Annotated in this window: 26 protein-coding genes; 11 read left to right on the top strand and 15 right to left on the bottom strand. The window is 72.7% G+C overall.

Going from position 1 to position 26,399, the window contains the following annotated elements:
- Positions 1–8: 8 nt before the first annotated feature.
- From NQ165_RS05155 to NQ165_RS05145, 3 genes are all read right to left on the bottom strand, one after another.
- The gene (locus tag NQ165_RS05155) at positions 9–1,892 is read right to left on the bottom strand and encodes a glycoside hydrolase family 127 protein (protein WP_257531932.1); all 1,884 of its coding nucleotides are present in this window, start codon (positions 1,890–1,892) and stop codon (positions 9–11) included.
- Positions 1,853–4,213 (bottom strand): glycoside hydrolase family 95 protein, encoded by a 2,361-nt coding sequence (locus NQ165_RS05150; RefSeq protein WP_257531930.1) that lies wholly within the window; start codon positions 4,211–4,213, stop codon positions 1,853–1,855. The genes NQ165_RS05155 and NQ165_RS05150 overlap by 40 nt, the downstream gene beginning before the upstream one ends.
- Before the next feature lie 133 nt (positions 4,214–4,346).
- Positions 4,347–5,384 (bottom strand): LacI family DNA-binding transcriptional regulator, encoded by a 1,038-nt coding sequence (locus tag NQ165_RS05145; RefSeq protein WP_257531927.1) that lies wholly within the window; start codon positions 5,382–5,384, stop codon positions 4,347–4,349.
- Between the two features lie 99 nt (positions 5,385–5,483).
- Between NQ165_RS05145 and NQ165_RS05140 the strand changes: the two genes are divergently transcribed.
- The 3 genes from NQ165_RS05140 to NQ165_RS05130 are packed head-to-tail and all read left to right on the top strand — an operon-like array spanning position 5,484 to position 10,162.
- Positions 5,484–6,233 (top strand): ThuA domain-containing protein, encoded by a 750-nt coding sequence (locus NQ165_RS05140; RefSeq protein WP_257526259.1) that lies wholly within the window; start codon positions 5,484–5,486, stop codon positions 6,231–6,233.
- Positions 6,230–7,906 carry a beta-xylosidase gene (locus NQ165_RS05135; protein WP_257526260.1) on the top strand — a complete coding sequence of 559 codons (1,677 nt, stop codon included), beginning with the start codon at positions 6,230–6,232 and terminating at the stop codon, positions 7,904–7,906. Before NQ165_RS05140 ends, NQ165_RS05135 begins: the two co-directional genes overlap by 4 nt.
- Positions 7,907–7,960: 54 nt before the next feature.
- Positions 7,961–10,162 (top strand): LLM class flavin-dependent oxidoreductase, encoded by a 2,202-nt coding sequence (locus tag NQ165_RS05130; protein ID WP_257531925.1) that lies wholly within the window; start codon positions 7,961–7,963, stop codon positions 10,160–10,162.
- Positions 10,163–10,669: 507 nt separating this feature from the next.
- Here the strand turns inward: NQ165_RS05130 and NQ165_RS05125 are convergent.
- From NQ165_RS05125 to NQ165_RS05095, 7 genes are read right to left on the bottom strand one after another with little or no spacing between them, the layout of a single operon-like run.
- A complete protein-coding gene (locus tag NQ165_RS05125; RefSeq protein ID WP_257531923.1) occupies positions 10,670–11,332 on the bottom strand; it encodes an alkylhydroperoxidase domain protein in 663 nt (220 codons plus the stop codon).
- A complete protein-coding gene (locus tag NQ165_RS05120) occupies positions 11,329–11,931 on the bottom strand; it encodes a CMD domain protein (protein WP_257526263.1) in 603 nt (200 codons plus the stop codon). The genes NQ165_RS05125 and NQ165_RS05120 overlap by 4 nt, the downstream gene beginning before the upstream one ends.
- Positions 11,928–12,959 (bottom strand): putative FMN-dependent luciferase-like monooxygenase, encoded by a 1,032-nt coding sequence (locus NQ165_RS05115; protein ID WP_257526264.1) that lies wholly within the window; start codon positions 12,957–12,959, stop codon positions 11,928–11,930. The genes NQ165_RS05120 and NQ165_RS05115 overlap by 4 nt, the downstream gene beginning before the upstream one ends.
- Positions 12,956–14,647: an ABC transporter ATP-binding protein gene (locus tag NQ165_RS05110; RefSeq protein WP_257531921.1), complete on the bottom strand. Its 1,692-nt coding sequence runs from the start codon at positions 14,645–14,647 to the stop codon at positions 12,956–12,958. Before NQ165_RS05110 ends, NQ165_RS05115 begins: the two co-directional genes overlap by 4 nt.
- A complete protein-coding gene (locus NQ165_RS05105) occupies positions 14,647–15,561 on the bottom strand; it encodes an ABC transporter permease (RefSeq protein ID WP_257531918.1) in 915 nt (304 codons plus the stop codon). Before NQ165_RS05105 ends, NQ165_RS05110 begins: the two co-directional genes overlap by 1 nt.
- On the bottom strand, positions 15,558–16,505 hold the full coding sequence (locus tag NQ165_RS05100) for an ABC transporter permease (protein WP_257526267.1): 948 nt from the start codon (positions 16,503–16,505) through the stop codon (positions 15,558–15,560). The genes NQ165_RS05105 and NQ165_RS05100 overlap by 4 nt, the downstream gene beginning before the upstream one ends.
- The gene (locus tag NQ165_RS05095; protein WP_257526268.1) at positions 16,505–18,160 is read right to left on the bottom strand and encodes a TIGR04028 family ABC transporter substrate-binding protein; all 1,656 of its coding nucleotides are present in this window, start codon (positions 18,158–18,160) and stop codon (positions 16,505–16,507) included. The genes NQ165_RS05100 and NQ165_RS05095 overlap by 1 nt, the downstream gene beginning before the upstream one ends.
- Before the next feature lie 486 nt (positions 18,161–18,646).
- On the opposite strand from NQ165_RS05095, the gene NQ165_RS05090 reads away from it, so the two are divergent.
- Together NQ165_RS05090 and NQ165_RS05085 are read left to right on the top strand one after the other, a co-directional pair.
- A complete protein-coding gene (locus NQ165_RS05090; RefSeq protein WP_257526269.1) occupies positions 18,647–18,949 on the top strand; it encodes a hypothetical protein in 303 nt (100 codons plus the stop codon).
- Positions 18,950–19,002: 53 nt separating this feature from the next.
- Positions 19,003–19,320 (top strand): ATP-dependent DNA ligase, encoded by a 318-nt coding sequence (locus NQ165_RS05085; protein WP_257531916.1) that lies wholly within the window; start codon positions 19,003–19,005, stop codon positions 19,318–19,320.
- On the opposite strand, the gene NQ165_RS05080 is transcribed toward NQ165_RS05085, so the two are convergent.
- Complete coding sequence (locus tag NQ165_RS05080; RefSeq protein WP_257526271.1) at positions 19,321–19,767, bottom strand: MarR family winged helix-turn-helix transcriptional regulator; 447 nt, start codon at positions 19,765–19,767, stop codon at positions 19,321–19,323.
- Positions 19,768–19,916: 149 nt separating this feature from the next.
- Between NQ165_RS05080 and NQ165_RS05075 the strand changes: the two genes are divergently transcribed.
- On the top strand, positions 19,917–20,117 hold the full coding sequence (locus tag NQ165_RS05075) for a multidrug transporter (protein ID WP_257526272.1): 201 nt from the start codon (positions 19,917–19,919) through the stop codon (positions 20,115–20,117).
- 209 nt (positions 20,118–20,326) lie between these two features.
- Here the strand turns inward: NQ165_RS05075 and NQ165_RS05070 are convergent, their stop codons facing one another.
- Complete coding sequence (locus NQ165_RS05070) at positions 20,327–20,518, bottom strand: hypothetical protein (protein WP_257526273.1); 192 nt, start codon at positions 20,516–20,518, stop codon at positions 20,327–20,329.
- Between the two features lie 132 nt (positions 20,519–20,650).
- On the opposite strand from NQ165_RS05070, the gene NQ165_RS05065 reads away from it, so the two are divergent.
- The 4 genes from NQ165_RS05065 (at position 20,651) to surE (ending at position 23,943) form a co-directional block, all read left to right on the top strand.
- Positions 20,651–20,854, top strand: a complete 204-nt coding sequence (locus tag NQ165_RS05065; protein ID WP_191718937.1) for a cold-shock protein — start codon at positions 20,651–20,653, stop codon at positions 20,852–20,854.
- Between the two features lie 166 nt (positions 20,855–21,020).
- Entirely contained in the window at positions 21,021–22,142 is a 1,122-nt protein-coding gene (locus NQ165_RS05060; protein WP_257526274.1) for an acyl-CoA desaturase, read from the top strand.
- Between the two features lie 56 nt (positions 22,143–22,198).
- Positions 22,199–23,206, top strand: coding sequence for a PfkB family carbohydrate kinase (locus NQ165_RS05055; RefSeq protein ID WP_257531914.1), 1,008 nt, complete (start codon positions 22,199–22,201; stop codon positions 23,204–23,206).
- Positions 23,203–23,943, top strand: a complete 741-nt coding sequence (surE, locus tag NQ165_RS05050) for a 5'/3'-nucleotidase SurE (RefSeq protein WP_257526276.1) — start codon at positions 23,203–23,205, stop codon at positions 23,941–23,943. The genes NQ165_RS05055 and surE overlap by 4 nt, the downstream gene beginning before the upstream one ends.
- Before the next feature lie 7 nt (positions 23,944–23,950).
- Here surE and NQ165_RS05045 read toward each other — a convergent pair whose 3' ends face one another.
- Together NQ165_RS05045 and NQ165_RS05040 are read right to left on the bottom strand one after the other, a co-directional pair.
- Positions 23,951–24,487, bottom strand: a complete 537-nt coding sequence (locus NQ165_RS05045; protein ID WP_257526277.1) for a MarR family winged helix-turn-helix transcriptional regulator — start codon at positions 24,485–24,487, stop codon at positions 23,951–23,953.
- A 15-nt stretch (positions 24,488–24,502) separates the two neighbouring features.
- Positions 24,503–24,730, bottom strand: a complete 228-nt coding sequence (locus tag NQ165_RS05040) for a hypothetical protein (RefSeq protein ID WP_257526278.1) — start codon at positions 24,728–24,730, stop codon at positions 24,503–24,505.
- A gap of 166 nt (positions 24,731–24,896) precedes the next feature.
- On the opposite strand from NQ165_RS05040, the gene NQ165_RS05035 reads away from it, so the two are divergent.
- Complete coding sequence (locus tag NQ165_RS05035; protein WP_257526279.1) at positions 24,897–25,241, top strand: hypothetical protein; 345 nt, start codon at positions 24,897–24,899, stop codon at positions 25,239–25,241.
- Here NQ165_RS05035 and hutI read toward each other — a convergent pair.
- On the bottom strand, positions 25,238–26,398 hold the full coding sequence (hutI, locus tag NQ165_RS05030; protein WP_257526280.1) for an imidazolonepropionase: 1,161 nt from the start codon (positions 26,396–26,398) through the stop codon (positions 25,238–25,240). The two genes, NQ165_RS05035 and hutI, sit on opposite strands and share 4 nt — an antisense overlap.
- Position 26,399 lies beyond the last annotated feature (1 nt).

Here is a 26,399-nt window from a genome sequence, read left to right as displayed (position 1 = left end):
GTGCTCGGTCAGTCGGGGTGAAGCGGGAAGTACACGGTGTAGGGCTGGTCCACGATCTCGGACAGCGGCAGGAAGCGGATGGAACGCTCCTGGCCGACGGTGCGGTAGCCGCTCAGCCATTGCGTCCACTGGCGCTCGTTGTCGGCGGCCAGCAGCGTGTCGGGGCGCTGCGCATCGCCGTGCAGCCGCACGTCGTGGTCGACGAGGCCGGCGAGCACCACGGGGCCCCGCGCGAACGCGACGGTTCCCGGCTCGTCCGGGATGGCGAGGGTGTGCAGCCGCATCGGCAGGGTGATCTCGTACACGGCGCGCCCGCCCCGGTGCGTCAGCTCGAGGTGCCCGCCGGGGCCGGTGACGACGTCGGCATCCCGCCCGTCTTCGCCGACGACCACCGGGTCGCCGTCGCACCAGTCGGGGCGGCGCAGCCGCACGGTCGCGACGGCTCCGGGGGGCGACTCGACCGTCAGCGAGAAGCCCCACGAATCCGGACGGTGGCGGGCTCCGGCGTCGCCGCCGTTGGCGTCGGGTCCGACGCGCGCGGCCGTCTCGCTGCCGGCCAGCTGCACTCGCAGCGTGCCGCCGGCGTGCGGCACCTCGACCCGCGCCGGGAGGTACTGCGCCAGCACGAGCGCGTCGTCCTGCGCGTAGAAGGCCAGGGCGCTGTGCCGCGTGTGGGCCTGCACCAGGGTGCCGTGACAGCACCAGAAGTCCTCCAGCGGCGATCCCCAGGCCTTGCGGGCGCCGGGGTGCAGCGGCAGGAAGTAGGTGACCATCCCGGTGCCCGGATGCTGCTGGGCGAGGATGCCGTTGTGCAGGTTCCGCTCGATGTAGTCGAGGTACGCCGAGTCGCCGTCCCAGCGGTAGAGCACGTCGGCGAGACGGATCATGTTGTAGACGGTGCAGTGCTCCTGCGTCTTGTCGCCGCGGCGGGCGGCGAAGGCGTGCGGCGGGGTCCAGATCTCCCCCGATGTCTGACCGCCCGTGCAGAACGTGCCGCGATCGGTGACCGCGCACCGCCAGTACGCCCGCACGATCTCGGCCCACCGCTCCTCACCGGTCACCTCGTAGGCGCGGGCGGCGCCCAGCACCTCCGGGATGGTGGTGTTGGCGTGCCGGTTGGTCAGAACGTCCTCGCCGGCCAGGAGCGGATCGAACAGGCGCCGGTGGTCGTACCGGTGCAGCAGGTCCGCGAACATCCCATCGCCGGTCAGGTCGAGCAGGTCGGCCCACACCTCCAGCATCCCGCCGGTCTCGACGTCGAGGATGTCGTCCCACTGCTCGGGGGCGAACGTCGCGGACCACCGGGCGACCCACTGCGCGGCGCGCTGCGCGATGCGCACGGCCCGGGGGTCGCCGAGGTCACGGGCGACGTCGACCAGTCCCATGAAGGTCTTGTGCATCGTGTACTGCGGCGCCCAGACCTCTCGGCCCGCCGCCAGCAGGTCGAGGTAGCGCGGCGGGATGCCGAAGACCCACTCCCCGCCGTTGGCCGCCTGGCAGCGCTCGAGGCCGTCGAGCACCTCCCCGACCCGTGCCGACAGCACGGCGTCGCCGGTGACCGCCGCCTCGCGGGCGGCGGCCGAGAGCCAGTGCCCCACGAAGTGGCCCCGCAGCTGGCCGGTGGGGAACTCCCAGCCGGCGTGACGTCCCACCCCGCGCGTTGCAGGGTCGTCCGACGAGGGCTGCAGCTGCCAGGAGCGATCCCAGAACCCCGCCTCGAGATCGTGGTTCTGCAGCAGGTTCGCCGTCGTCAGCGACAGCAGGTAGTCGCGGTTCACCGCGCGGCGACGGTCGAACTCGCCGCCTGTCAGCTGCACGCTCCCGAGCGGCAGCGCCCGGGCCGCCGACGCCCTCATGCCGCGGCCCCCGCCGTCGCGCGCGCGAAGCGCCACGTCGTCGGCTCCACACCGATGGTGACCTCGTGCCGCGCGTCGCCGACGGCTCCGGCGAGCACCGGCGCCCGCCCCACGCGCAGGCCGGCGCGTCCGTCCGCCCGCAGCCACGCTGCCTCCGGCAGACGGCGCAGCGTGACGGTGCAGGCATCGGCATCCCAGGCGAGGTGGTCGACGACGATGCCGCCGCGGGCACGCAGTCCCGTCACCGAGCCCGACGGCCACTCCGCCGGCAAGGCAGGCAGCAGCATGATCTCGTCCTGCGTCGACGCGACGAGCATCGCCGCCACCACGGCGGGCAGCCCGCCTGCGGCATCCAGGTTGAACAGGCGGCCGGCGTCGTGGGTGGTGGTCAGGGCGGGCGTCCAGTGCTCCAGCGCCAGCCATTCCACGCACGTCAACGCGGCGTCGGCGCGCCCGAGGGCCGCCGCAGCCAGACCCAGCTGCACGAGCCCGAAAGCCATCTCCATGCGCCCGGGTGGCGCGGTGGGGTCGCCCGCCCGCCACGCGATGCGCGCGTCGATCGTCGCCTCCGCGGCCCGGCGCAGCGCGTCGGCCCCGTGGCTGTCACCCAGGAACGCCTCGTCCGCCTCGTACCAGAGCGGGTACAGCTGCGACGTGTGACGGTGGGCGTGGTTCTCCGGCCAGAGGTCGGCGATCCACTCCGCCAGCGTGCCGTCCGCGGCGACGCGGTACGGCGGAAGGCTCTCGACCAGCCGCTGCCAGCGCTCGTCGAGGCTGTGGTCGCCGCGCGCCCGCGCGAGGACGGCGGCCGCGCGGGCCGCGTCGCGCAGGATGGCGATGTCCATCGTCGCGTCGGCGACGAGGGGCGCGCCGCCGGGAGGGCTGTTCTCCGGCGAATAGCTCGGCACGAGATGCCGCCGCCCGTCCGCGCCGACCGTCGCCTGCTCTGCCAGCACCAGCACGCCCTCGACGAGCTCCCACAGCCGGTCGTCGACGATGGACCGGTCGCCGGTGGTGGCCACGATGTCCGCCGCCGTCCGCAGCACCCACCCGCCGCACCCCGTCCAGAACACGTGGGGGAACTCCGCCGAGAAGTGGCTGGCCTCGCCATGGGTCGACATGCGGGCGGGCAGCAGCATGCCCTCGGTCCCGAGGATGCGGCGGGCATTGCGACGGTAATCCTGCAGGTGCGGCAGCACGAGGTTCAGCAGCGACCGCGCGAGCTCGGGAGTGCCGGTCGGGATGAGCCCCGCCATGGCGCCGTTCTGCACGTTGCCGTTCAGCGTGTAGTCGGCCGACCAGGCCGGCGCCCAGCTGCCCTGCCACACCCCCTGCAGCGTCGGCGGCAGCTCGCCCGTCCCCGCGATCGCGTGCGCGCGACCGGCCAGGTAGGCCGTCGCCACCACCCGACGGCGGGCGGCCGCATCACCGGCCCGAGCGCGGCGCCACAGGTCCTCGGTCGATTCCTCGTCGGTCGACTCGTCGCGGCGCACCTCTTCCTCGCCGCCCACGCCTCCGAGCCGCAACGCGGACCGCCGCACCAGCGCGGCGTGCGCCGCGGTGCGCGCCCGGAGCGCCTCCCCGCCATCGGGGGCGCCGTCATCCACCCCCGGCCCGTCGGCCGCGGCACCGACCCACACGTCGATGCGGATGAGCGCCTCCCCCGCGGGGGGCACATGGAGGCGCGTGCGCACCGCCCCACCCGACTCCGACGCGGTCCAGGGCGTGCCCGTGCGCACGACGACCGTCGCGGATCGGTCGGGATCGCCGGTGGATGCCACGAGCGACCCGGTGTCGCCGGCCGTCACCACAGGGCGCAGGAAGCGCGCGTACCCGGTGGCGCCGGTCTCCGGCCGCGCGCCGGCCCCGAGGCGCAGCTCGAGGTCGACCGTCGTCGCCGCGCGAGCCCGCACGACCAGCCACACCTGCTGCCCGCCCCGCGGCGCGCCGGCGTGCAGCGTGACAGCCGGCACATCCCAGTGCACAGCGACCTCGCCGTGCACGGGGTCCATCGTGCGTCGCGACGTGGGTCCCGCGCCGCCGACCGACAGCGTCAGGGTGGCGCAGATGCCGAGCGGGTCGGTCCAGACGAGATCCTCCGGCGATCCGGCGGCGACGGCGGCCGCCATCATCGCCGCCCCGGCATCGGCGCTCCTGCCCGCGAGCACCGCCTCCCGCAGCGTCTGCAGCGACGCGGCCAGCTCGGGGGCGCCGGGTCGCGGGTGGGCGGGGATGAAGAAGTGCTCGTGGGCGAGCGAGACCGTCTGCGTGCCCGCCTCGCCGTAGACCACGGCGCCCACTCGGCCGCTGCCGACGATCATCCCGTCCTCCCAGCTGGGGGCGGTGGTGCGGGTCATCAACGGCGGCATGATCGGCGACTGCTCCTTCGCAACGCGGCACCGGCGGGCCATGGGCCCGTCCTGGCAAGATCCCACGAATGGTACAGACTTCGCCGCCGTCGGCGACGAAAAGATCGAAAACGGTGCCGCGTCAGAGCTCTGACACGGAAGGGGCCACCACAGCAGTGGAGCCGCGCGCGACGAGTTCGGTCGCGAACTCCACCACGCGATGCCCCGTCGGGCGTCCCGCCACCGTCTCGGCCAGCGTCTGCACCGCGGCGGCGGCCATCTCGCGGATGGGCTGGCGGACCGTGGTCAGCGGCGGGTGCAGCCAGCGGGCGCCGCGCACGTCGTCGAACCCGACGACGAGGACGTCCCGCGGCACGCTCAGCCCGGCGTCGGCGATGGCACGGTAGGCGCCGGCGGCCATCTCGTCCGAGCAGGCGAAGACGCCGATGGGGCCGTCGCCGCCCAGCTCGGCGAGCCCGGTGGCGCATGCCCTCCGGGCATCCCACGCGCTCCAGTCGGCGCGGGTCCGCACGCAGACCACTCCAGGCGCCGCCCGCCCCAGCGCGGCGACGAATCCCTCCACGCGCGCCCGTCCGTAGCGGTAGGACGGCGATCCCCCGATCACGAGGAACCGCCGCGCTCCCCGGGCGACCAGATGCTCGGCCGCGGCGCCTCCCCCGGCGCGATCGGTGGTGCGCACGCGAGGCAAGGACTCCGCACCTTCGCCCGGGGGCTCCAGCAGCACGATGGGGATGCCGGCGGCACGCAGCGTCGCCACCTGTCCCGCCGTCGGCAGGATCAGGCCGAGGATGACGCCCGCCGAGCCCCGCGACCGCACGCGCACCGGCCAGTCGTCGGCCGGGTCGTCACGTTCGGCGGTGAGCACGAGGTCATAGCCCAGCCGCGCCGCCGCCGTGCGCGCCCCGGCGGTGACCTCGTCGGTGTACGGGTCGTGGAAGTGCCCGAGCACGAGGTCGAACACGCGCGAGGTCCCACTGCGCGGCCTCCCCCGGGGCTCGGCGGCGCGCGCGTACCCCAGCGCCGCGGCGACGTCGCGCACGCGCATGCGCGTCTCGGGCGCCATCTCCCCGCGACCGCGCAGCGCACGGGACGCGGTCGACACGCTCACCCCGGCCTCCGCCGCCACATCGGCGAGCGTGGCCCGGGGCGTCGATGTCATGCCGGGCATTTTTGCGCAAAAAGCGGGCGCGGCGCAATGCCCCGGTGCCATCGTGAGCGGGCTGTTGCCCATTCCCCACCGACGCGGAGGAGGCCCACCATGACCGCACGCCATGCGCTGATCGTCCGAGGCGGTGGGGCGGGATACCGTCCGGTCGACGCGACCGAGATGTTCCTGCCCTTCCTCGAAGCCGCCGGCTTCACGGTTCGCATCGAGGCATCCGCCGACGTCTACACCGACGACGACGCCATGTCGGCCACCGACCTGGTGCTGCAATGCCTGACGGATTCGCCCGTCTCGGATGACGCCGTATCCGGGCTGCGCCGCGCCGTGCAGCGGGGCACCGGGCTGGCGGGATGGCACGCCGGCATCCTGGACACCTGTCCCGGGTCACGCGCCTATCGGGAGCTGGTGGGCGGGGCGTTCGTCTCCCCAGCCGTCGTGGCGGCGACGGCGGACGGCGACGCCCTGCGGTGCCACACGGTCGATCTCACCTCCGCGGGGCGACGCCATGCGATCACCGCGGGGCTCGAAGACTTCACCCTGCGCACCGACCGTCCGCGCCTGGTCGCCGACGATCCGGGCGAGGTCCTCGCCACGACCGGCCAGCCCGGTCTGCTCGAGGGGCCGGCGCGCTGGTCGGCGCCGTCACCCGCGGTGTGGACGCGGCGGTGGGACCGCGGACGGGTCTTCGTCACCACCGCCGGCCACAGCCTCGCGGTGCTGCGCGACGCCAGCGTGCGCACGATCATCGAGCGCGGCCTCCTCTGGGCCGCGCGCAGCGCCCCCGGGCGGCAGGAGCTGCACACCGACGCCACCCTCGTCCCGACCCTCTGGAGCAGCCGGTGACCTCGACCGCCCGCGCGATCATCGACCTCGACGTCGACTCCGCTCGCCGGCACCGCCCGCTCGCCGCGATCGAGATCGACGGTCACGCCGCAGAGGACCGCGCCCTGACGCACGTGTGGAACGAGTGCGTCGGCGCGGGGCGGGCAAATGAGGCGCTGCGTGCCGATTGGCGGGAGCACTTCACCGAGGCGGTGCAGACCCTCGGGATGCGGTCGGTGCGCTTCCACGGGCTCTTCCACGACGACATGTTCGTGTACCGCGTGCGCGACGGCGGCGGCTTCGGCCCCGACAGCGCCCTCGAACGCGAGCGCCACACCTTCAGCTACGTCGACAAGGTCTTCGACTTCATCCTCGCCTCCGGCGCCCGCCCGTTCGTCGAGCTCGGATTCATGCCACGCGAGCTCGCGACCGACCACGCCACGGTGTTCTGGTGGGGCGCCCACGCGAGTCCGCCGAACGACATGGCTGCGTGGGTGCGCCTGGTGGCCGCCACCGTCGAGCACTGGATCGGGCGCTACGGACTCGACGAGGTGCGCCGGTGGAAATTCGAGGTGTGGAACGAGCCGAACCTCGTCCCCCACTTCTGGACGGGCACCAAGACGCAGTACTTCGAGCTCTACGCCGCGACCGCCCGCGCGATCAAGGCCATCCACCCCGACCTGCAGGTCGGCGGCCCGTCGACGAGCGTGTTCGTGCCCGATTCCCGCTACGACGGCGAGACCGAGGACCGCGACGTGCAGCACGCCACCGCGGCCGCGACGGACGTCGACGCGCTGGAGTGGCGGCCGGTGTGGATCGAGGAGTTCCTGGAGTGGTGCGCCGCGCGCGACCTGCCGGTGGACTTCGTCACCACGCACGTCTATCCCACCGACTACGCGTACGCCGTGAGCGGCAAGGCCACGCTCATCAGCCGGTACGCCGACGCCACGCGCGACGACCTCGCACTGCTGCGACGGCTGGTCGCGGCGGGGCCGTATCCGCATGCCGAGGTGCACATCACCGAGTGGTCCACCACACCGTCGAGCCGCGACAGCATCCACGACACGGTGTTCGCGGCCACCTACATCACCCGCGCCTACCTGCAGTGCACCGACCTGGCCGAGTCCATCTCCTACTGGACCTTCACCGATGTGTTCGAGGAGGGCGGTGCGGGCATCGGGCCGTTCCACGGCGGGTTCGGCGTCGTCAACGAGCAGGGCATCCGCAAACCCACCTTCCACGCGTTCGCCGCGCTCGCGCGCCTGGGCGACCGCCGGCTGCTGTCGACCGAGCACGGCGTGCTCACCGGCGACAGCAGCTCCGGGGCGGTGTCGGGGGTGTTCTTCAACTACCCGGACGAGATGGGGCTGCAGTCCGTGGGGTCGCGCACGTCCTACGCGGCGACGCGGGAGCTGCGGGAGCGGGGTCCGTCCCGCCGCATCCGCCACCGCGTCCGCGGTCTGGTCCCGGGCACGGCGTTCCTCGTGGAGGTGGTCGACCTCGACCACGGCGACGTGGCCGAGGCGTGGCACCGCATGGGAGAGCCGCTCAACCTCTCCCCCGCCCAGACGGCGTCGCTGCGCGAGGTCGCGGAGGGTCTGCGGCGCTTCACCCTCACGGCGGACGCCGACGGCGCCCTCGACCTCGACCTGCACCTGCAGCCGTGGGCGGTGGCATCGCTGCGCCAGGCTTAGCCGCCCGCGCGCGGGCGCGGGAAGCAATCGCGGCGCTCAGGTGTTGCGGCGGGTGTGGACTACGGACATGACCTGCTCTTCGGCACCTTCCTGACCCCCTCCGCGGCGAACCCGCGGCAGGTGGTGCAGCTGACCCAGCTGAGCGAGCAGCTCGGGTACGACCTGGCCACCTTCCAAGACCATCCGTACCAGCCGCGGTTCCTCGACACGTGGACCCTGATGTCGTACGCGGCCGCCGCCACCTCGACGATCCAGCTCGCCCCCAACGTCACGAACCTGCCGCTGCGCCCGGCGCCGGTGCTGGCGCGCGCCGCGGCATCCCTCGATCTCCTCTCCGGCGGACGGCTCAATCTGGGGCTGGGAGCGGGGGCGTTCTGGGATGCGATCGAAGCGATGGGCGTGCCGCGGCTGACCGCGGGCGAGTCCGTCGAAGCCCTGAGCGAAGCCATCGACCTCATCCGGGAGCTCTGGGCGGTCGGCGAGCGCGGTGCGGTGCACGGCGGCGACCACTACCCCGTGCACGGCGCCAAGCGCGGCCCCGCCCCCGCGCACGAGGTGCCCATCTGGCTCGGCGCCTACAAGCCGCGCATGCTGCGCCTCACCGGTCGCAAGGCCGACGGCTGGCTGCCGTCGCTGTCGTACATGCAGCCCGGCGACCTCGCCGTCGGCAACGCCCGCATCGACGACGCGGCCGCTGCCGCCGGGCGTCACCCCGGCGAGGTGCGGCGCCTGCTGAACATCTCCGGCGGGGAGTCCGCCGAGCAGCTCGTGGAACTGGCTCTCGGCGACGGGATGTCGGCGTTCATCGTCAGCAGCGACGATCCCGCGATGCTGGAGCGGTTCGCGGCGGAGACGATCCCGGTCGTCCGCGAGGCCGTGGCCGCCGAGCGCACCCGCACGGGCCACACCGCACCCGGCCGCAGCGCCCGCGCGCTGGCGCAGCGACGCGACGGCATCGCCTACGACGACCTGCCCGCGTCGCTGCGGGAGACCGCGGTCGAACCGGGCGACTTCGGCTACCGCACGGTGCGCTCCACCTATATGCGCGGCGGCGCCCCGGGCCTCGTGCTGCGCCCGCGAGATGTCGGCGAGGTGGCAGAGGCCCTCGCCTTCGCCCGCCGGCATCGGCACCTCCCCCTCGGCATCCGCAGCGCCGGTCACGGCATCAGCGGCCGCAGCACCAACGACGGCGGCATCGTGATCGACCTCGGCGCGCTGTCGCGGATCGAGGTGCTCGACGAGGCGACCCGGCGGGTGCGCATCGAGCCCGGTGCGCGCTGGGGCGAGGTCGCCCGCGCCCTCGAGCCCCACGGCTGGGTGATCTCCAGCGGCGACTACGGCGGCGTCGGCGTGGGCGGCCTCGCCACGGCGGGCGGCATCGGGTTCCTCACTCGCGAGCACGGCCTCACGATCGACCGCATGGTCGCCGCCGACGTGCTGCTCGCCGACGGCACCGTCGTGCGTGCCAGCGCGGAAGAGAACCCCGACCTGTTCTGGGCGGTGCGCGGCGCCGGCGCCAATATCGGGGTCGTCACGGCGTTCGAGTTCGAGGCGATGCCGGTGGGCGAGCTCGGCTGGGTGCAGCTGGCCTTCGACGCCACCGACATGGCGGACTTCGTGCGCGGGTTCGGCGCGACGATGCAGGCGTCCCCGCGCGACGTCACCCTGTTCGCGATCCTCGCCGCCGGCCGCGGCGGGCAGCCGCCCCTCGCCCAGGTGTACGGCGTCGTCGACCAGCCCGACCCCGACACGATCATCGAGCGGCTCCAGCCGTTCGCGCAGCTGGCCCCGCTGGTCGGGCAGTCGGTGCAGCTGTCCACCTACGCTGCGGTCATGGCGAATGCGACGGACGCCACGCACGACGGGCAGGGCGAGCCGCGGTTCCGCTCCGGGCTGCTGCGCACTCTCGACGACGCCGCCGACGCGATCGCGGCGCTGATCGCCTCGGGGGCCACCCCGTGGTTCCAGATCCGCTCAGTCGGCGGCGCGGTGGCCGACGTCGCCCCCGACGCGACCGCGTACGCGCATCGGGATGCCGGGTTCTCCGTCACCGCGATCGGCCGCGGCCCGGTCTTCGACCAGCTGTGGGATGCCCTCGCGACGCACTTCGACGGCCTCTACCTCAGCTTCGAGTCGCGCACCGATCCGGCGCTCGTCGCCCAGGCCTTCCCACCCGCCACCCTGGCGCGCCTGCGCGAGGTGAAGCGCCGCTACGACCCCGAGCCCCTCTTCCGCGACAACTTCCCCGTCGCCTGACCGCCGCGTCCGCCCGCGCGGTCGCGGGGCCGCCGGGCCCGCGGCTGGGGCGGGCTGGGCTGGGGCTGGGGCGAGGGCTGGGGCTGCTCGAGTGTCACGAATGGCGGGTGCCACCACGCCCCACCGTGCGGAAGCGACACTGGAACGTCCCGCCCGCCCCGTGCGCACCGCGGGCGCTGCTCGAGTGTCACGAATGGCGGGTGCCACCACGCCCCACCGCGCGGAAGCGACACTCGAGCATCCGCCCGCGCCGCAGCGCGCTGCCGCGCGCCCGCGCCGCCCTGCGGTGCGCCGCCGCTCGAGTGTCACGAATGGTGGGCGCCGCCCCGCGCCATCGTGCGGACGCGACACCCGAGGAGCGCTCGCAGCGCCGCCGCCCGCAGAGCGCCGCTCGAGTGTCACGAATGGCGGATGCCGCCCCGCGCCACCGTGCGGAAGCGACACTCGAGCTGCTCGGCCCGCCCCGCCCAGCGGGGCGGCGGGGCGGCGGGGCGAGGCGGGCGGGGGTCAGGCAGGGGCGACGGGGTCGCCGAGCGACAGCATCAGCCGGTTCGCCCAGTTGAAGAAGGCGGCGCCGTGGACGACGTCGGCGATCGCGAGGTCGTCGAGGCCGGCGTCCCGCAGCCGGCGCACGTGGTCGACGGTCAGCGCCGACGGCGTGCGGGTCAGGGCGACGGCGGCGGCGGCGATCGCGTTCCACCGCTCGCCGAGGTCGGCGTCGACGCCCTCGCGGAGCAGGCGGTCGACGTCGTCGGGGCGACCGGAGTGGTGCGCGGCGAAGCGGGAGTGCACCGACGCGCAGAAGACGCAGCCGTTGAGGCGGGATGCCGCCGTGGCGGCGAGTTCCCGCTCGGCACGCGGCAGGCCGCCGGCTGTGTTGTAGAAGATGTCCTTGTCGACGCGGGTGCGGGCGCCGAGGATCTCCGGATCGCGCACCAGCAGCCGGAAGTAGTCGCTCGACGCCCGGCCGCGATCGACCAGACCCGCGTGATCGCGCTCGTCGAGGTCGGCGAGGGGCTTCGGCTCGAGGTGCGGGGTCCAGCCGACCTGGTCGCGCGTGAAGCGATCCGGCACGGCGGGCACGGCGGTCACGGCGGTCACGGCGGTCACGGCGGGCACGGCGGTGTCGACGGCCTCGTCGGCCGTGTCGATGGGGGTGTCGATGCTCATGCTGCGGCCTCCTCGGCGATGGTCTGCAGGCCGGTGACGACCCGCTGCTGGAAGGCGAGGAACGCCACCAGCTGCGACAGGGTGACGACGGCGTCGACCGACCAGTCGGCATCCGTCAGCGCGGCCAGCGCCGCGGCATCCGCTTCGCGCGGGCGCAGCACCAGAAGGTGCGCGTGCTCGAGGGCGGCGGTCAGCCTGTCTCCGACGGCCGCGCGCTGCTCCGCGGATGCCCGCCACCGCAGCCCCTCGGTGCTCTCGGCCTGCAGCCCCGGCTCGCGGTACCGGCCGAACGGGCCGGGGGCGATCGCCTGCGCGGCGGCGTCCGCCACGACCTCCGCACGTTCGGGGTCGGCCTGCGCGGCGTGCGCGGCGTAGAACGCGGCGGTGGCGTCGTCGCCGGTGAGGCGCGTGGCGAACGCGGCGATCAGCAGGCGGTCGGCCAGCGGCAGCTCGCTGTCATCGCGCGGGACGAACAGCGCGGCGAAGCTCTCCTGCGCCTGGTCCCGGGTGACGGGGCGCCGCCGGCGCAGTGTGTCGAGCGCGGAGCCGGGCGCGACGCCGGCGAGTTCGTCGATCACGTCGATCGGGAAGGCGGTCATACGGTGCTCCATTCGTGACGGGCGGGGGCGGATGCCGGGGCCGTCCAGCCCAGGGCGGGCGCGACCTCGGTGGCGAACAGTTCGATCGAGCGCAGCACCAGCTCGTGCGGCGCGTCGACGGAGTGCACCTGGAACGCGACCTCGTCGACCTGGCCGAGCACCGGGTCGGCTGCCAGCGACGCCGCGACCTCGTCGGGCGTCCCGATGTGGGTGTCGGTCGCCCGGATGAGCTCATCGAGGTCGCCGTCGGGGATCACCTGCCCGCTGCGGCGCAGTCCCTCGGCGCCGCGGCGCAGCCCCACCTCGGCGTGGCGACGGGCCTCGTCACGGTCGTCGGCGACGAACACGGTGCGCGACGCGGTGATGCGGGGAGGGTGACCGGCGGGCAGCGCCGCGAGGTAGGCGTCGATGATCGGCAGCTGCACCTCGGCGAGCGCGGCATCCAGCCGATCGGCCGGACGCGGCTGGGTGCGCGAGAGCATCAATCCGTGCCCGCTGACGCCGGCGCGCGTGCCGCCGGCAGCGGAGAAGGTGGCCTGCCAGATGCGGCGGGCGAGCGTGCCCGCCGGCGGGTACAGCCGCGCGCCACCGGCGAGGTCGCCGCCGTCGAGGGCCGTCTGGAGCGTCGCCAGCTTGTCATCGAACAGCGCGGCCTTGTCCTTCGCATCGAGGCCGAACGGCGTGAACGACGACGGGGTGCCGCCGCTGCCGAGTCCGATGTCGATGCGGCCCTGCGAGAGCAGGTCGGCGACCACGGCATCCTCGGCGACGCGCACCGGGTCTTCCAGCGGCAGCGTCACCACACCGGTGGCGAGGCGGATCGCCTCGGTGCGCGCGGCGACGTGGGAGAGGAAGACGAAGGGTGACGGCAGGCCGCCTTCCGCGCCGCGGAAGTGGTGCTGCGCCACCCAGGCGCGGCCGATGCCGAACCGCTCCGCCTGCTGGATCTGCTCCAGAGCGAGACGGAATCGTTCGCCGGGGCCGGCGTCGTCGAGCAGACGGGTGAACAGGGCCAGACGCAGGGTCATGCCGGTACTCCTTCTCTGGGCACGGCCGCCGGTGGCGGCGCGGGCTGCCGGATGCCGCCGGGGATGGCGGCCAGCAGCCGTGCGGTGTCTTCGGTCTGCGGATCGGTGAAGATCCGCTCGGTGGTGCCGCTCTCCACGATCCGGCCGGCGCGCAGCACCGAGACGGTGTCGCTGATGCGGCGGACGACGGCCAGGTCGTGCGAGATGAACAGGTAGGTGACGCCCAGGTCCTGCTGCAGTTCGTCGAGCAGCCGCAGGATCTGCGCCTGCACCGTCACGTCCAGCGCCGACACGGCTTCGTCGAGCACGACCACCCGGGGCTCGAGCACCAGGGCGCGGGCGATCGCCACGCGCTGCCGCTGGCCGCCGGAGAGCTCCCGCGGGCGGCGGGCGGCCAGGTCGGGCGGGAGCGCCACGCGCTCGAGCATGTCGGCGACGCGACGCGCGCGCTCGGCGCGGTCGCCGACGCCGTAGTTCCGCAGCGGTTCGGCGACGATCGCACCGACGCTCTGGCGTGGGTCGAGCGAGGCGAAGGGGTTCTGGTACACCATCTGCACGTCGCGGCGGAACGCTGCGGCATCCGCCCGGCGCAGCCGCGCCACCTCGTGCCCGGCGACGACGGCGCTGCCGGCGGTCGGCCGCTGGAAGCCCATCACGATGCGCGCCAGGGTGGTCTTGCCCGAGCCGGATTCCCCCACGATCGCGTGGGTGGTGCCCCGCGCCACCGTGAACGACACGTCGTCCACGGCTCGCAGCGGCTCGCGCCGCCGCCCGCGGGGGAAGTGCTGCGAGAGGCCGGTGACGGTGATCGCCGGCGCTTCGGTCTCCATCCGGGCCTCCGCTGCGCCCACCGCGCCGACCGCGCCGTCCACCCGCTCGCGCGCCGGTCGCACCGCGGTGTCGAACGACGGCGCGTCGGCGAGCAGACGCCGGGTGTACGCGCTCTGCGGATCCTGCAGCACCCGGGCGGTGTCCCCGGCCTCCTGCAGCCGCCCGCCCTGCAGCACCGCGATGCGGTGCGAGCGGTCGGCGGCGACGGCGAGATCATGCGTCACCATGAGCACCGCGGTGCCGTGCTCGCGCCGCAGGTCGTCGATGAGGTCGAGGATCGTCTTCTGCACCGTCACGTCGAGCGCGCTGGTGGCTTCGTCGGCGATGAGCAGCGCCGGCTGCAGCGCGATGGCTGCGGCGATGAGGGCGCGCTGCTTCATCCCCCCCGACAGCTCATGCGGGTACTGCCGCGCCCGCAGGTCGGGCTCGGGGATGCCGACGCGGTCGAGCAGCTCCACGACACGACGGCGGCGGGCCGCTTCGTCCTTCCAGCGGTGCACGCGCAGCACCTCCGCGACACTGTCGCCGATGCGCGCGACCGGGTTGAGTGAACTGTGCGGGTCCTGCGGGATCCAGCCGATGCGGGTGCCGCGCACGCTGCGGAACTGCCGGTCGGTCCATCCCGTGACGTCGAGGTCGCCGAGGGTGACCCGTCCCGCGGTGACGCGCCCGTTGGCGGCGAGGAGGCCGGTCGCCGCCTGCGCCAGCGTCGTCTTGCCCGAACCGGATTCGCCGACCACGGCCAGCACCTCGCCGGGGCCGAGTGCGACGTCGACGCCCCGCAGCACGGTGACCGCGTCACCGGCCACGTCGTAGGAGACGTCGAGCCCCGACACCTGCAGCACCTCGCGGGTCATCACCGCCTCCCCCGTTCGGCCGCCGCGGCGCTGAGCCGGTTGGCGCTGAGCACGACGATCACCACGACGAGGCCGGGGAGGGTCGTCAACCACCACGCGGTGGCGATGTAGTTGCGTCCTTCCGCGATCATCAGCCCCCATTCCGGCGTGGGCGGCGGCGCGCCGTACCCGAGGAAGCCCAGCGCCGAGATCGCCAGGATCGCCGCGCCGAAGTTCAGGGCGGCGAGCGCCAGCACAGGGGTGAGTGAGTTCGGGAGGATGTGGCGGCGCAGCACGGTCCAGAATCCGCCGCCGCTGGCGAACGCGGCCTCGACGTAGTCGGTGCCGCGCACCCGCAGCACCTCCGATCGGCTGAGTCGGGCGAAGCTGGCGATCGAGCCGATGCCCACCGCGATCGCGGCCTGCACCGTGCCGAAGCCCAGGATGATGATGAAGCTCAGGGCCAGCAGCAGTCCCGGGATGGCCAGCAGCACGTCGACGACCCGCATGAGCACGTCGTCGAGGAACCCGCCCACGGAACCGGCCACCACTCCGAGCAGGGTGCCGCCGACCAGCCCGACGGCGACGGCCACCAGCGCTCCGGAGAGCGTCTGCACGGCGCCGTGCACGACCCGGGCGAACATGTCGCGCCCGGTGGCATCCGTCCCGAAGGGATGCAGCGCGCTGGGCGCCTGCAGCGCCGCGGCGGCGTCGCCCGCGATCGGGTCGAGCGGGGTGAAGAGCCCGGGGGCGACCGCCCACGCCGCCACCACCGCCAGCACGCCCCACGCCAGGATGACGCCGGGGCGGAGTCGCCGCAGCCGGGCGCGACCGCGGGCGCGGCGCGAGGGCGGGGCCGAGGTGGCGGGGCGGGCGTGGGTGGATGCCGCGTCGTCGACGAGATCACCGAGCGCGGCGAGGGTCTGCGTGCTCATGCGGGGACTCCTTCTCGGGTGCGCGCGGCCAATCGCGGGTCGAGCACCGGGTACAGCAGGTCGACGATGAGGTTCACCACGACGAAGGACGCCGCCGCCAGCACGACGACCGCCAGCAGCACCGGGATGTCCTGCAGCCCCACCGCCTGCTCGGTGATGCGCCCGATGCCGGGGCGGCCGAAGACGGTCTCGGTCAGCACCGCGCCGCCGATGAGGTCGCCCAGCAGCAGTCCGGCCATGGTGAGGGTGGGCAGGATCGCGTTCTTGGCGACGTTGCGGCCGAGGATCCAGGCCGGCGATGCGCCCCGAGCGCGCACGACGGCGACGAACGGCTGCGCCGACACATCGTCGATGCTGCGCACCAGGATCTGCGCGAGCGGCGCCGACAGCGGCACCGCGAGCGTGATCACGGGGAGGATGAGCCCTTCGACCGGGCCGGGGGCGATCACCGAGACCCACCCGAGTTGGAAGCTCACCACCTGCACGAGCATGATGCCGAGCCAGAAGGTGGGAATCGAGACGACCAGCGGCGGCAGCGAGCGCAGCACATCGCGCAGCCACCGCAGGCGCGGCAGGCTCGATCCGAACGCGATCAGTCCGGCGAGCAGCACCGCCACGACCAGGGCGATGCCCCCCAGGGTGAGGGTGTGCGGCAGCGCCTCGCCCAGCAGCTGCCGCACCGGGGTGCCGGTCTGCAGCGAGTAGCCGAAGTCGCCGGCGAAGAACCCGAGCAGGGTGTGCACGTACTGCACCGGCAGCGGGGTGTCCACGCCGAATCTCTCGCGCACCTCGGCGATCTGCTGGGGCGACAGTCCCAGTTCCGGGTTCTCGTATCTGATCATGATCGCGTCGCCGGGGAGGGCCTGCAGCAGCAGGAACGCCCCCGTGAACGCGGCCAGCAGAACGATGACCGCCTGGCCGGTGCGCCGGGCGAGATAGCGCATCAGTCGTCCAGCCAGATCTCGTAGAAGCTCGGGCGGGCGACGGACTCGAACGTGACGCCGTGCACGCGGTCGGAGGCGCCGTAGACCTGCGGCTCCTCGAACAGCGGCAGCACGTAGGCCTCGTCGGCGAGGTAGCGCTGCGCCTCGGCACTGTCCGCCAGACGCGCCTGCGGGTCCGCCTCGGAGGCCACCGCCTGCAGCAGGTCCTCCAGCTGCGGGTCGCCGATCGAGCCGTCGCCGTAGTCGAGGTTGAGCAGGGCGTTGCGGTTCTGCGAGTGGAACTGGCTCTTGATGACGTCGAGGTCGGCGCGGGCCACCATCGAGTGGTAGATCTGCACCTGGTCCACGTCGCGCACGGCCTCGGCGGCCGAACCGGCGTCCGCCTTCAGGATCTTCAGGTCCACGCCGATCTTCTTCAGCTGCTGACTGATGAGCGTCAGCGCCTCGAACGAGCGCGGCTGCGGGGCGGCTTCGTTCACGACGAGGGTCAGCGGCCGTCCGTTCTTCTGGCGGATGCCGTCGGAGCCCTCCGCCCAGCCCGCCTCGTCGAGCAGCGTGGCGGCGCGCTGCGGGTCGTAGCCGAACGCCTCGTCGGTATCGACGTAGCCCGGCGCGGTGCGGGCGAGGATGGAGGTGGCCAGCGGGTACTTCTCGGTGTAGATCGTGTCCACGACCTCGGCGCGGTCCACCCCCGCGATGATCGCCTGGCGCACGCGGATGTCGGAGAGGATCTCGCCGCGCGGGCGCAGGCTCAGGTGGTTGGTGACGCCGCCGGTCTGCGGTGCGTACACGGTGAAGCCCGCCGCCTCGACCTGCGCCTCGTCCTGCGCCTCGACGTAGCGCACGTAGTCGGCCTGGCCCGAGAGCAGGGCGCCCACGCGCACGCTGTCCTCTGGCGTCACCGTGATCTTCACGGCCTCCAGGTGGGCCCGGCCCTGGTGCGCGCGGTCCGGCGGCGCCCAGTCGTAGTCGTCGCGCGCGGTGAGCGTCAGGGTCGAGCCGATGGTCTCCTCGGTGATGGTGAAGGGGCCGGAGCCGATCACCTCGGCCGAGTTGCCCGGGGCGAACTGCTCGAGGGTGAAGTCGAGGGTCTCCGCAGACAGCAGCCCGGAGTTGTTGGTCGACGTCGCCTGCAGGAACCCCGGCGACGGGGCGGAGAAGTGGAACACGACGGTGTCGTCGTCGATGACCTCGCTGCGCTCGTAGTTGTTGATGGCCTCCGAGACGGTCAGCCCGCGGTCGGGATCGCCCAGTCCATACAGGTCGAAGTTCTTCGCCACGACCGCCGCGTCCAGCGCTGTGCCGTCGGAGAAGGTGACGTCGTCGCGCAGGTTGAAGGTGTATTGGGTGGCGTCGGCGTTCACCTCCCAGTCGGTGGCGATCCACGGCTTCAGCTCGCGCGTCTCGGGGTCCTGCCAGACCAGGCGGTCCAGCACGTTGTTGACGATGCCCCCGTTCGGGTAGAACCCGGCCGACGGCGGGTAGAGCGTCGTGTGCGCCTGGTGCTCGAGGTACACCAGCGTGCCGCCCTCGACCGGCTCACCGGAGGAGGAGCCGCCGGGCCCGGCAGCGGGGGCGGCGCAGGCGGTGAGGGTGATCAGCGCCAGGGCCGCGAGGGTGGCCGCGGCCGGACGGAGCGGAAGATACGAGGACATGGTGTGCCGCTTTCTCTCAGTGCTGTGCAGCCCTGACCGGGAGCCGGCCCGGCGGGTGGGGTCAGCGTAGGCAGGCTCGAGCACCGGCCGTCGCGGCGGGATGCCGAATGTGTCGGCCTGTGTCGCCGGCTGCGCTACCGCGGCGCGGAGGGGGTGGCGACCTGGCCGCCGTATGGCGAAATGTGACGTGTCTCACGACGCGCCCGACGCGGGCGCCCGGGTGGTCTGCACCCGGCTAACCGAGGCCGGCGGCACTGTCAATCCCCTCCCCACCGACAGGAGCCGTGGGCACCCTCGAGGGTGGAGGTTCGACCATGGATTCCCCCGCACGACCCCACAGTCCCCGCCAGCAGATTCGAGGACGGGACGGCATCCTCTCCTCTCGCGCAGCCGAGGCACCGCCGGGCACGGACCCCCGGCGCGCCCGCCCCGGCCACCGCCTCACGCGGGACCGTGTGCGCCCCGCCGCACGATTCGAGTAACGCGATGGACCACTCGACCAGACGCGTCCGGGTGGAGCCGATGGGCCACAACGCATGGCGGCTGCTGGACAAGGCGGCCGACAACGCGGCGCAGGCTCTCCTCGCGTACGTGGAGCTCACCGTCGAAGGGCCGTACGAGGCGGTGTGGGTCGCGGCCCGCACCGGCACCAGCCGTCATGAGACGCTGGAGGAAGTCGTCCGCGTGGCGCACGACCTGTTCTCCCCGCCTGCGGTGTCGCGGCGCACCAAGCCCATCCCCATCGCGCACCATCCCCCGCTGAGTCCGTCGCAACAGTCCGTCAACTGATTAGGCAGCCTCGCCGGATTGGCTGCGCGCGCCACAGCCGATACGGTCGAATCGTGGGAAAACTGGTTTACGGCAGCGGCAACAGGTCCTTCGACATCGAAGACCGCGCTCTTGCGCACCTGCGCGTCGTGTTCATGAACAAGCTTCGCCGAGGCGAGCCGTTCATGTTCCACCATGCCGAGCCCCACGTCAGCTGCAGCATCTGGATCCATCCCGCCGTGCCGATCGTCTTCCAGTTCCACGGCAGCCGTCCGCCGTCGATGAACCGCGAGTGGATCGAGGTGCTCATGCAGGAGGCCAGCAGCGCCAACGGGCTGCGGATGCTTCCCGAGCCTGCTCCAGGAACGGTGACGGCCGACGCGCTCGGCTGATCAGGCGCACTCGCGGTCGACGGCCGCCCGCACCAGCTCGAGGAAGTCGGCGATGTGCCGCGCTTCGTTCTCCGTCAGCTGCTCGGCCATATCGCGGATGTGAGCGGTGAGCGGATCGACGTCCGCCACCTCCGACGTGCGGTCGATGGGCACGACGAACTTGCTGCGGCCGTCGTCGGGGTTGGCCCGGAAGCCGATCAGCCCTCCGGCCCGCAAGCTGTTGAGCATGCCGGTCACCGACGCGGTCGACACTCCGAGGTGCTCGGCGATGGCCGTCGGTGTCACCTGCTGCCCGGCGTCGTCGCACTCCAGGATGTAGCGCATCGCCGCGCGGGCGGTCTCGCTCGGCCCGCAGTCCGTCTGCCGCCGGCGGGCCAGACGTGCCTCGGCCAGCCGCAGCATCTCCACACTCCGTGCGGCGCGCAGCGCGGTCGTCTGCTCGGACATGGTTTCCTCTCTGCAGATCTGCGACGTCGGTTGCCCCAGTGTAGGAGCGCGCCCCTGCAGACACCCTGGGCGGCCGCGCGTGTGGTAGCGCAGCGCGGCCGCCCTGTAAACCCCGCCCGCCGCGGGCAGCGGATCCCTACCGTGGAGGGATGGAAGACCACGAGATGACCGATGAGGAGAAGCGCCGCGATCAGCTCCTGGCCGCACCGGGGGCTGTCGAAGCGGATGCGGCTGCACGCATCGATGTCACCAAGCGCGACGGGGTCACCCGCATCGATGTGCGCGACGACGCCCCCGTGCGCCCCGGCGGCGATGTGCTCGACGACAGCAGGCCCGCAGATCGGCCGTGAGTGGGCATCGCTGTTGCCGATGACGGCGTCCCGCTCAGAACGTGCTACAGTGGGGGAACCCCAGTTCGGGGAAGGTCCGCTGTATCGACGTTCTCCAGAGTTGGAGGGCGTTTCACGGCCGGACCGGCTGCAGATTCGCAGCCTTGTCACCGCGTGCCAGGTCCGCGTCACACCAGACGCCCGGCACACCATCTGAAAGTTTGTTTTTGTCACCTGTTCTCTGCTGCGACACTGTCGTGCAGCGCCCGCTCGATTGGCGTCAGGCCGATGCCGACGTCTTCGTCGCCACCCGTGACGGCGACTACGCCGGGCATGCCGCACGTGCACTCGTCGGCTTCACCGCTCATGGCCCCCAGGGCCAGCACCTCGGCGTCCACGCCACGCTCGAGGACGCGCAGCACGCCGTCCTCGTCCCGCGAAACGGCGCCCCCTCGATCTCCGCGAGTCCCTCGCGGTCCATCCGTCCGCGTCGCATTCGTCGGCTCGGCACCATCGGTCGCACTCGCGGCCCGAAAAGTAGAAGGAAAGACACGATGGCCACTGGCACCGTGAAATGGTTCAACTCCGAAAAGGGCTACGGCTTCATCGCGCCGGATGACGGCTCTGCCGACCTGTTCGCGCACTACAGCGCGATCGCCGGCAACGGCTTCAAGGAACTGCGCGAGACGCAGAAGGTGGAGTACGACGCAGAGCAGGGCCCCAAGGGCATGCAGGCTGCGAACATCCGCGCACTCTGAGTTTCCCACGAAGGCCGGCACGCGACTCGCGTGCCGGCCCTAGTGCATTGCACACTCCGTATCGCATTCCGCAAGCCGCATAGACGGACGCGTACTGTCGAAGACAGCAGGTGGCACCCGCCGTCAGCCCACGGGCCTCAAGGTCCCCGAGGAAACAGGTGAGGCTATGTCTGCCACTGTTATGGAAGCCACGCTCGGTCCGATCCGTCAGACCTACGCGAGCACCAAGGAATTCCCTCCCATCACGCGCGCGTACACCGATGTGTCCGCCGCGGTGAAGGAGAAGGGGCTGCTCACCCGCACCCCCGGGTTCTACGCCGCCGTCGGAGCCGCGATCCTCGTCGGCTTCGCCGCCTGCATCGTCGCATTCTTCATGCTGGGCGACAGCTGGCTGCAGCTGATCGTCGCTGCCGTCTCCGGCATCCTCTTCACGCAGGTGGCCTTCCTCGCGCACGAGGCCGCCCACCGCCAGATCTTCGCATCCGGCCCCGCCAACGATCGCCTGGCCCGGTTCATCGGCCCCGCCATCGTCGGGATGAGCGTGTCCTGGTGGACGACGAAGCACACGCGTCACCACGCCAACCCGAACCGGGTCGGCAAGGACCCCGACATCGAGATCGACACCATCTCGTTCCTCGACGAGGATGCCGCCTCCGCCCGCGGAATCCGGCGCGCCATCACCAAGCGTCAGGGCTGGCTGTTCTTCCCCCTCCTCACGCTCGAGGGCCTGAACCTGTACGCCATCGCGCTGCGTCACCTTTTCAGCCGCCAGCCGGTCAAGGGCCGCGCCTACGAACTCGTTCTGCTGGCCGTGCGCCACACGGCGGTCTTCGTCCCCATCTTCCTCTTCCTGCCGCTCGGCATGGCGTTCGCGTTCTTCGCCGTGCAGGTCGCCGTCTTCGGCGTGTACATGGGCGCCTCGTTCGCGCCGAACCACAAGGGCATGCCCGTCATCGACAAGGACGCCAAGCTCGACTTCTTCAGCAAGCAGGTGCGCACCTCCCGCAACATCCGCGGCGGATGGTGGGCGACGTGGCTGATGGGTGGGCTCAACTACCAGATCGAGCACCACCTGTTCCCGAACATGCCCCGGCCGCACCTGGCCAAGGCGCGCCCGATCGTCATGGAAGCGTGCCGAGAGCTGAATGTGCCCTACACGGAGACCAGCCTCATCACCTCCTACGCGATCGTGATCGAGTACCTCAACCGGGTCGGACTCGCCGCCCGCGATCCGTTCGACTGCCCCATGGCGACGACCGCGCGCCGCGGACTCGGCCTCCAGGGCTGACACCTCCCCCACTCGAGGGGGTGCGCCGGGGGGCCGGCGGCCGTAGGGTCACGGCCATGAGCGATGTGACGATCTTCGCGCCGTCCCCGACCCTGACCATCACCGTCGAGGACCACCCCTCCGACAACGAGATCCATGTGCATGCCGGCGGGCAGGGCGTCTGGCAGGCCCGCATGCTGCTGCGTCTGGGCCGAAGCGTCACGATGTGCTGCGCGCTGACCGGCGAGACCGGGCGCGTCGTGCACCGCCTCCTGCAGGACGAGGGCATCACCGTCGTGCCCGTGCTGCGTCAGGGCCACGGGTCCGCGTACGTGCACGACCGTCGCGACGGACGGCGCACGATCGTCGCCGAGCACCGCGGCGACCCGATCGGGCGCCACGACCTCGACGAGCTGTACAGCGGCACCCTCGCGGCAGGACTGCAGTCCCGGCTGGTGATCCTCAGCGGTCCGGCGGGCGACGACACCCTGCCGCCGGACACCTACCGCCGACTGGCGGCCGACCTGCGCGCGAGCGGCATCCCGGTGCTGGTGGACCTCGCCGGCCGTCGCCTTGCGGCCGCGGTGGCGGGTGGGGTCGCGGTACTGAAGGTGAGCGACGAGGAACTGCACGCCGACATGCTCATCCGCGACCGCTCGGTGGGTGCCATCCGCGCCGCGATGCGGCGGCTGCACGAGCACGGCGCGTGCACCGTCATCGTCTCCCGCGCCGCCGAGCCGCTGCTGCTGCTGGATGAGCGCGGCTTCCTCGAGGTGGCCTCCCCCCGGATGCAGGTGGTCGACACCGCCGGCGCCGGCGACTCGCTCACGGCCGGGGTCGCAGCGGCCATCGCCGCGGGCGAGACGGCGCGGACGGCGGTGACCCTGGGGGCTGCGGCAGGTGCCCTCAACGTCACACGCCACGGCCTCGGAACAGGGGATGCCGCGGCGATCGCGGCGCTGCGCAGAGCGGTGGTCGTGCGCGACGCCGCCGGCGACGCCGCCCTGCCGGATCAGCCGGTCACGGGGCGGGTGAGCCGCGACGGGCTGGCCGCCCTGGCCGAACCGGAGGAGCGGCGGACATGACCCGCACGCTCGTCACCAACGATGACGGCATCGACGCGCCCGGCCTTCATGCCCTCGCGGCGGCGGCGCTGTCGGCCGGGCTCGATGTGGTGATCGCGGCTCCGGCGTCGCAGTCCAGCGGCGCGAGCGCGTCGATCATGGCGGAGGACCACGATGGCCGCATCGCCGTGGAGCGCCGGGACATCGGCGGGCTCGAGGAGATCCCGGCGTTCGCGGTGCACGGCGGCCCCGGTCTGATCGCCATGATCGCGACGCACGGCGCGTTCGGCCCGCCCCCGGAGCTCGTGCTGTCGGGGGTGAATCACGGCGCCAACGTGGGGAGGGCGATCCTGCACTCCGGCACGGTGGGAGCCGCTCTGACGGCCGGCCTCAACGGTGCGCGCGCTCTGGCGGTATCGCTCGACGTCGGCATGCGGCCGACCGAGTTCCACTGGGAGGCTGCGGCTCAGGCGGTGCTGCGCCTGCTGCCGGATCTGCTCGCGCGCAGCCCGGGGACCGTCCTCAACGTCAATGCGCCCAACACCGCCGAGCCGCGCGGCGTGCGCGAGGCGAGCCTGGCACCGTTCGGCATCGTCCAGACCACGCTCAGCGAGCGGGAGGAGCATCACATCCGTCTGGCTGTCGAGGACCTGCCGAACGTCCCCGAACCGGGAACGGATGCCGCGCACCTCGCCGAGGGCTGGATCACGGTGACCGGGCTGGATTCGATCACCGCGGTCCCCCTGGGGTGGGACTGACCGGGCTTCAGCGCAGCCCGGCCTCGGCGTCCGCGATCCGCTCCTCGCGCTCCAGCAGGTCGAGCCGCTCGGCCAGACGAGCGATGACGAGGGCGGCGGCGTCGGCCTGCTGATCCGTCAGCCCGTCGATCACCTCGACGATCGCGCTGTGATGCGAGGCGTAGGCCTCGTCGACGAGGCGGAAGGCAGCAGGGGTGGGGACGAGATAGTGCGCACGGCGGTCGCGGGGGTGCTGGACGCGCTCGACGAGACCGCGGCAGACGAGTCGCTCGACGACGTTCGTGATGGTGGCGCTGGAGGTGGAGAGCATCGTCAGCAGGTCCTTGGGGCTGAGATCGCGCTCGTCGCGGGCACCCTGCACGAGATAGCGCAGCGCCGTGAGGTCGAGGCCGGAGAGCGTGGAGCGGGCCGTGGCGCGGCGCTCCTGGCCGCGCTCGGCGCGGCGCAGCCGCAGGATGGCGTCACTGAGTGCACGGCCTGCCTCGCGCTCGGGCGGGTCGGCGTACAGGTGCTCGTTCTCGTGGCGCACGACCGTCTGGGGCATGTCTTCTCCCGCTTCCTACCAGGCTTCGCTTGTGACCGCGTCCCGTGCCTCGGCGAGAGTGCCGAAGCACCCCACCTCGGCGCCGGTGGCGTCGCGGGCACTGAACTCACCCGAGCGCAGTCGTTCGACCGCCCCCAAGTAGCGACCTCCCGTGTTGGCGACCCAGAAACCCGTCTCCACGGGGAACCAGGCGGCGGCCTGGCGTTCCTCGAGAGTGGGCGCTGCGTCGAGCATCACGGTCATGTCGTCTCCTCAGTGTAAAGCGAAAACCGGGATCCGGTCCATCCGATTACACACCATCTGTATTACATACTCAGTGTGATTGACATCGAGTGAAGATCTCCGGTAGAGAAGTAGTCAGCCGACACACGGCGACGCCACGAGCGCACCGCAAGCGAAAGGGACAGAAGTGGGACTTCTCTACTACGGAGCGGACAAGACCCCGGCCGAGATCCCGGACCGGCTCCTCGCGCACGTGAAGGTGGTCACCGCCACCAAGCTGCGGCGCAGCGAGAGTTTCACCCTCTCGTGGCGTCACCCCGACGGCGACGAGCGAGGCCGCACGACCCTGTGGATGCAGCCGTCGATCCCGCTGCGCTTCGTCTTCGAAAGCCCCGAGCCCGAGACTCTCGACCCCGAGCTGCTGCGCGACCTCGCCGCCATGGCCAACTCCTCCGCCGGGCTCTCCCTGGCGTGGGCCGATGAGCCCCTCGCGACCATCGCGCCGGCGGCGCGGCAGCCCCTCGCCGCTTAGAGGGCGACCCGCTCCCCCGCGCGCCAGACGGCGGCCGTCAGCGGGACGCCGGGCCGGTAGGCCAGGTGCGACACGGAGGGCGCGTCGAGCGCCTGGAGATCCGCGCGGCCGCCGACGGCGATCATCCCCACCGCATCGGGGTGGTCCACCAGCGAGAGCGCCACGGCTCCGCCGCGGGTGGCCGACCACACCGCCTCCTCGATGGAGAGGCCCATCTGCAGCACGGCGGTCGCGACGCAGTACGGCATCGACGTCGTGTACGAGGTGCCCGGGTTGGCGTTGGTCGCGATGGCCACCGTGGCTCCGGCATCCCACAGCCGGCGCGCCGGCGCGAGCGGCTGGCGGGTGGAGAGGTCGCATGCGGGCAGCACCGTGGCGACGGTGTCGGACCCGGCCAGCAGATCGATGTCGTGGTCGGTGAGTGCGTTGCAGTGGTCGACGCTGGCAGCCCCCATCTCCACCGCGAGCGCCACGCCCCCGCCGTGACCGAGTTGGTTTCCGTGCACGCGCAGGCCGAGCCCCGCCCGCACTCCGGCCTGCAGCACCTCGCGGGACTGTTCGACGTCGAACGCCCCCCGCTCGCAGAAGACGTCGATGAACTGCACCCACGGGCGCACCGCGTCGAGCATCGGGCCGGTGACGAGATCCAGATAGGTGCGCGGGTCCGCACCTTCGGGCACGATGTGCGCGCCGAGGAACGTGACGACATCGGCCTCGGCTGCCGCGATGCGGGCGCTCTGCGCCTCGGAGGCGACGTCCAGGCCGTACCCGGTCTTCGTCTCCAGCACGGTCGTCCCCTGGCGCAGCGCCTCCAGACGCAGCCGCCGCAGGTTGGCGGCGAGGTCCCCCTCGCTCGCCGCGCGGGTCGCCGTCACCGTCGTCGCGATCCCGCCCGCGGCGTACGCCTGCCCCGCCATCCGCGCCTCGAACTCGGCGGACCGGTCGCCGGCGAACACGAGGTGCGTGTGGGCGTCCACCCAGCCGGGGAGCACGGCGCGGCCACCCAGCGTCACGGCCTCATCGGCGGCGGGTGCATCGGCGGCGCCGCCGATCCACGCGATGCGGTCTCCCTCGATCACCACCGCGGCGTCCTGGAGGCGGGGTTCGCCGGGGGCGTGGGTCGTGAGCTCGCCGATGTCGGTCAGCAGGGTCGCCATA

Source organism: Microbacterium sp. zg.Y1084, from assembly GCF_024623595.1.
GTDB classification, from domain to species: Bacteria; Actinomycetota; Actinomycetes; order Actinomycetales; family Microbacteriaceae; genus Microbacterium; species Microbacterium wangruii.
The sequence above is the reverse complement of the archived record's forward strand: the minus strand, read 5'-3'. Positions and strand labels throughout refer to the sequence as shown.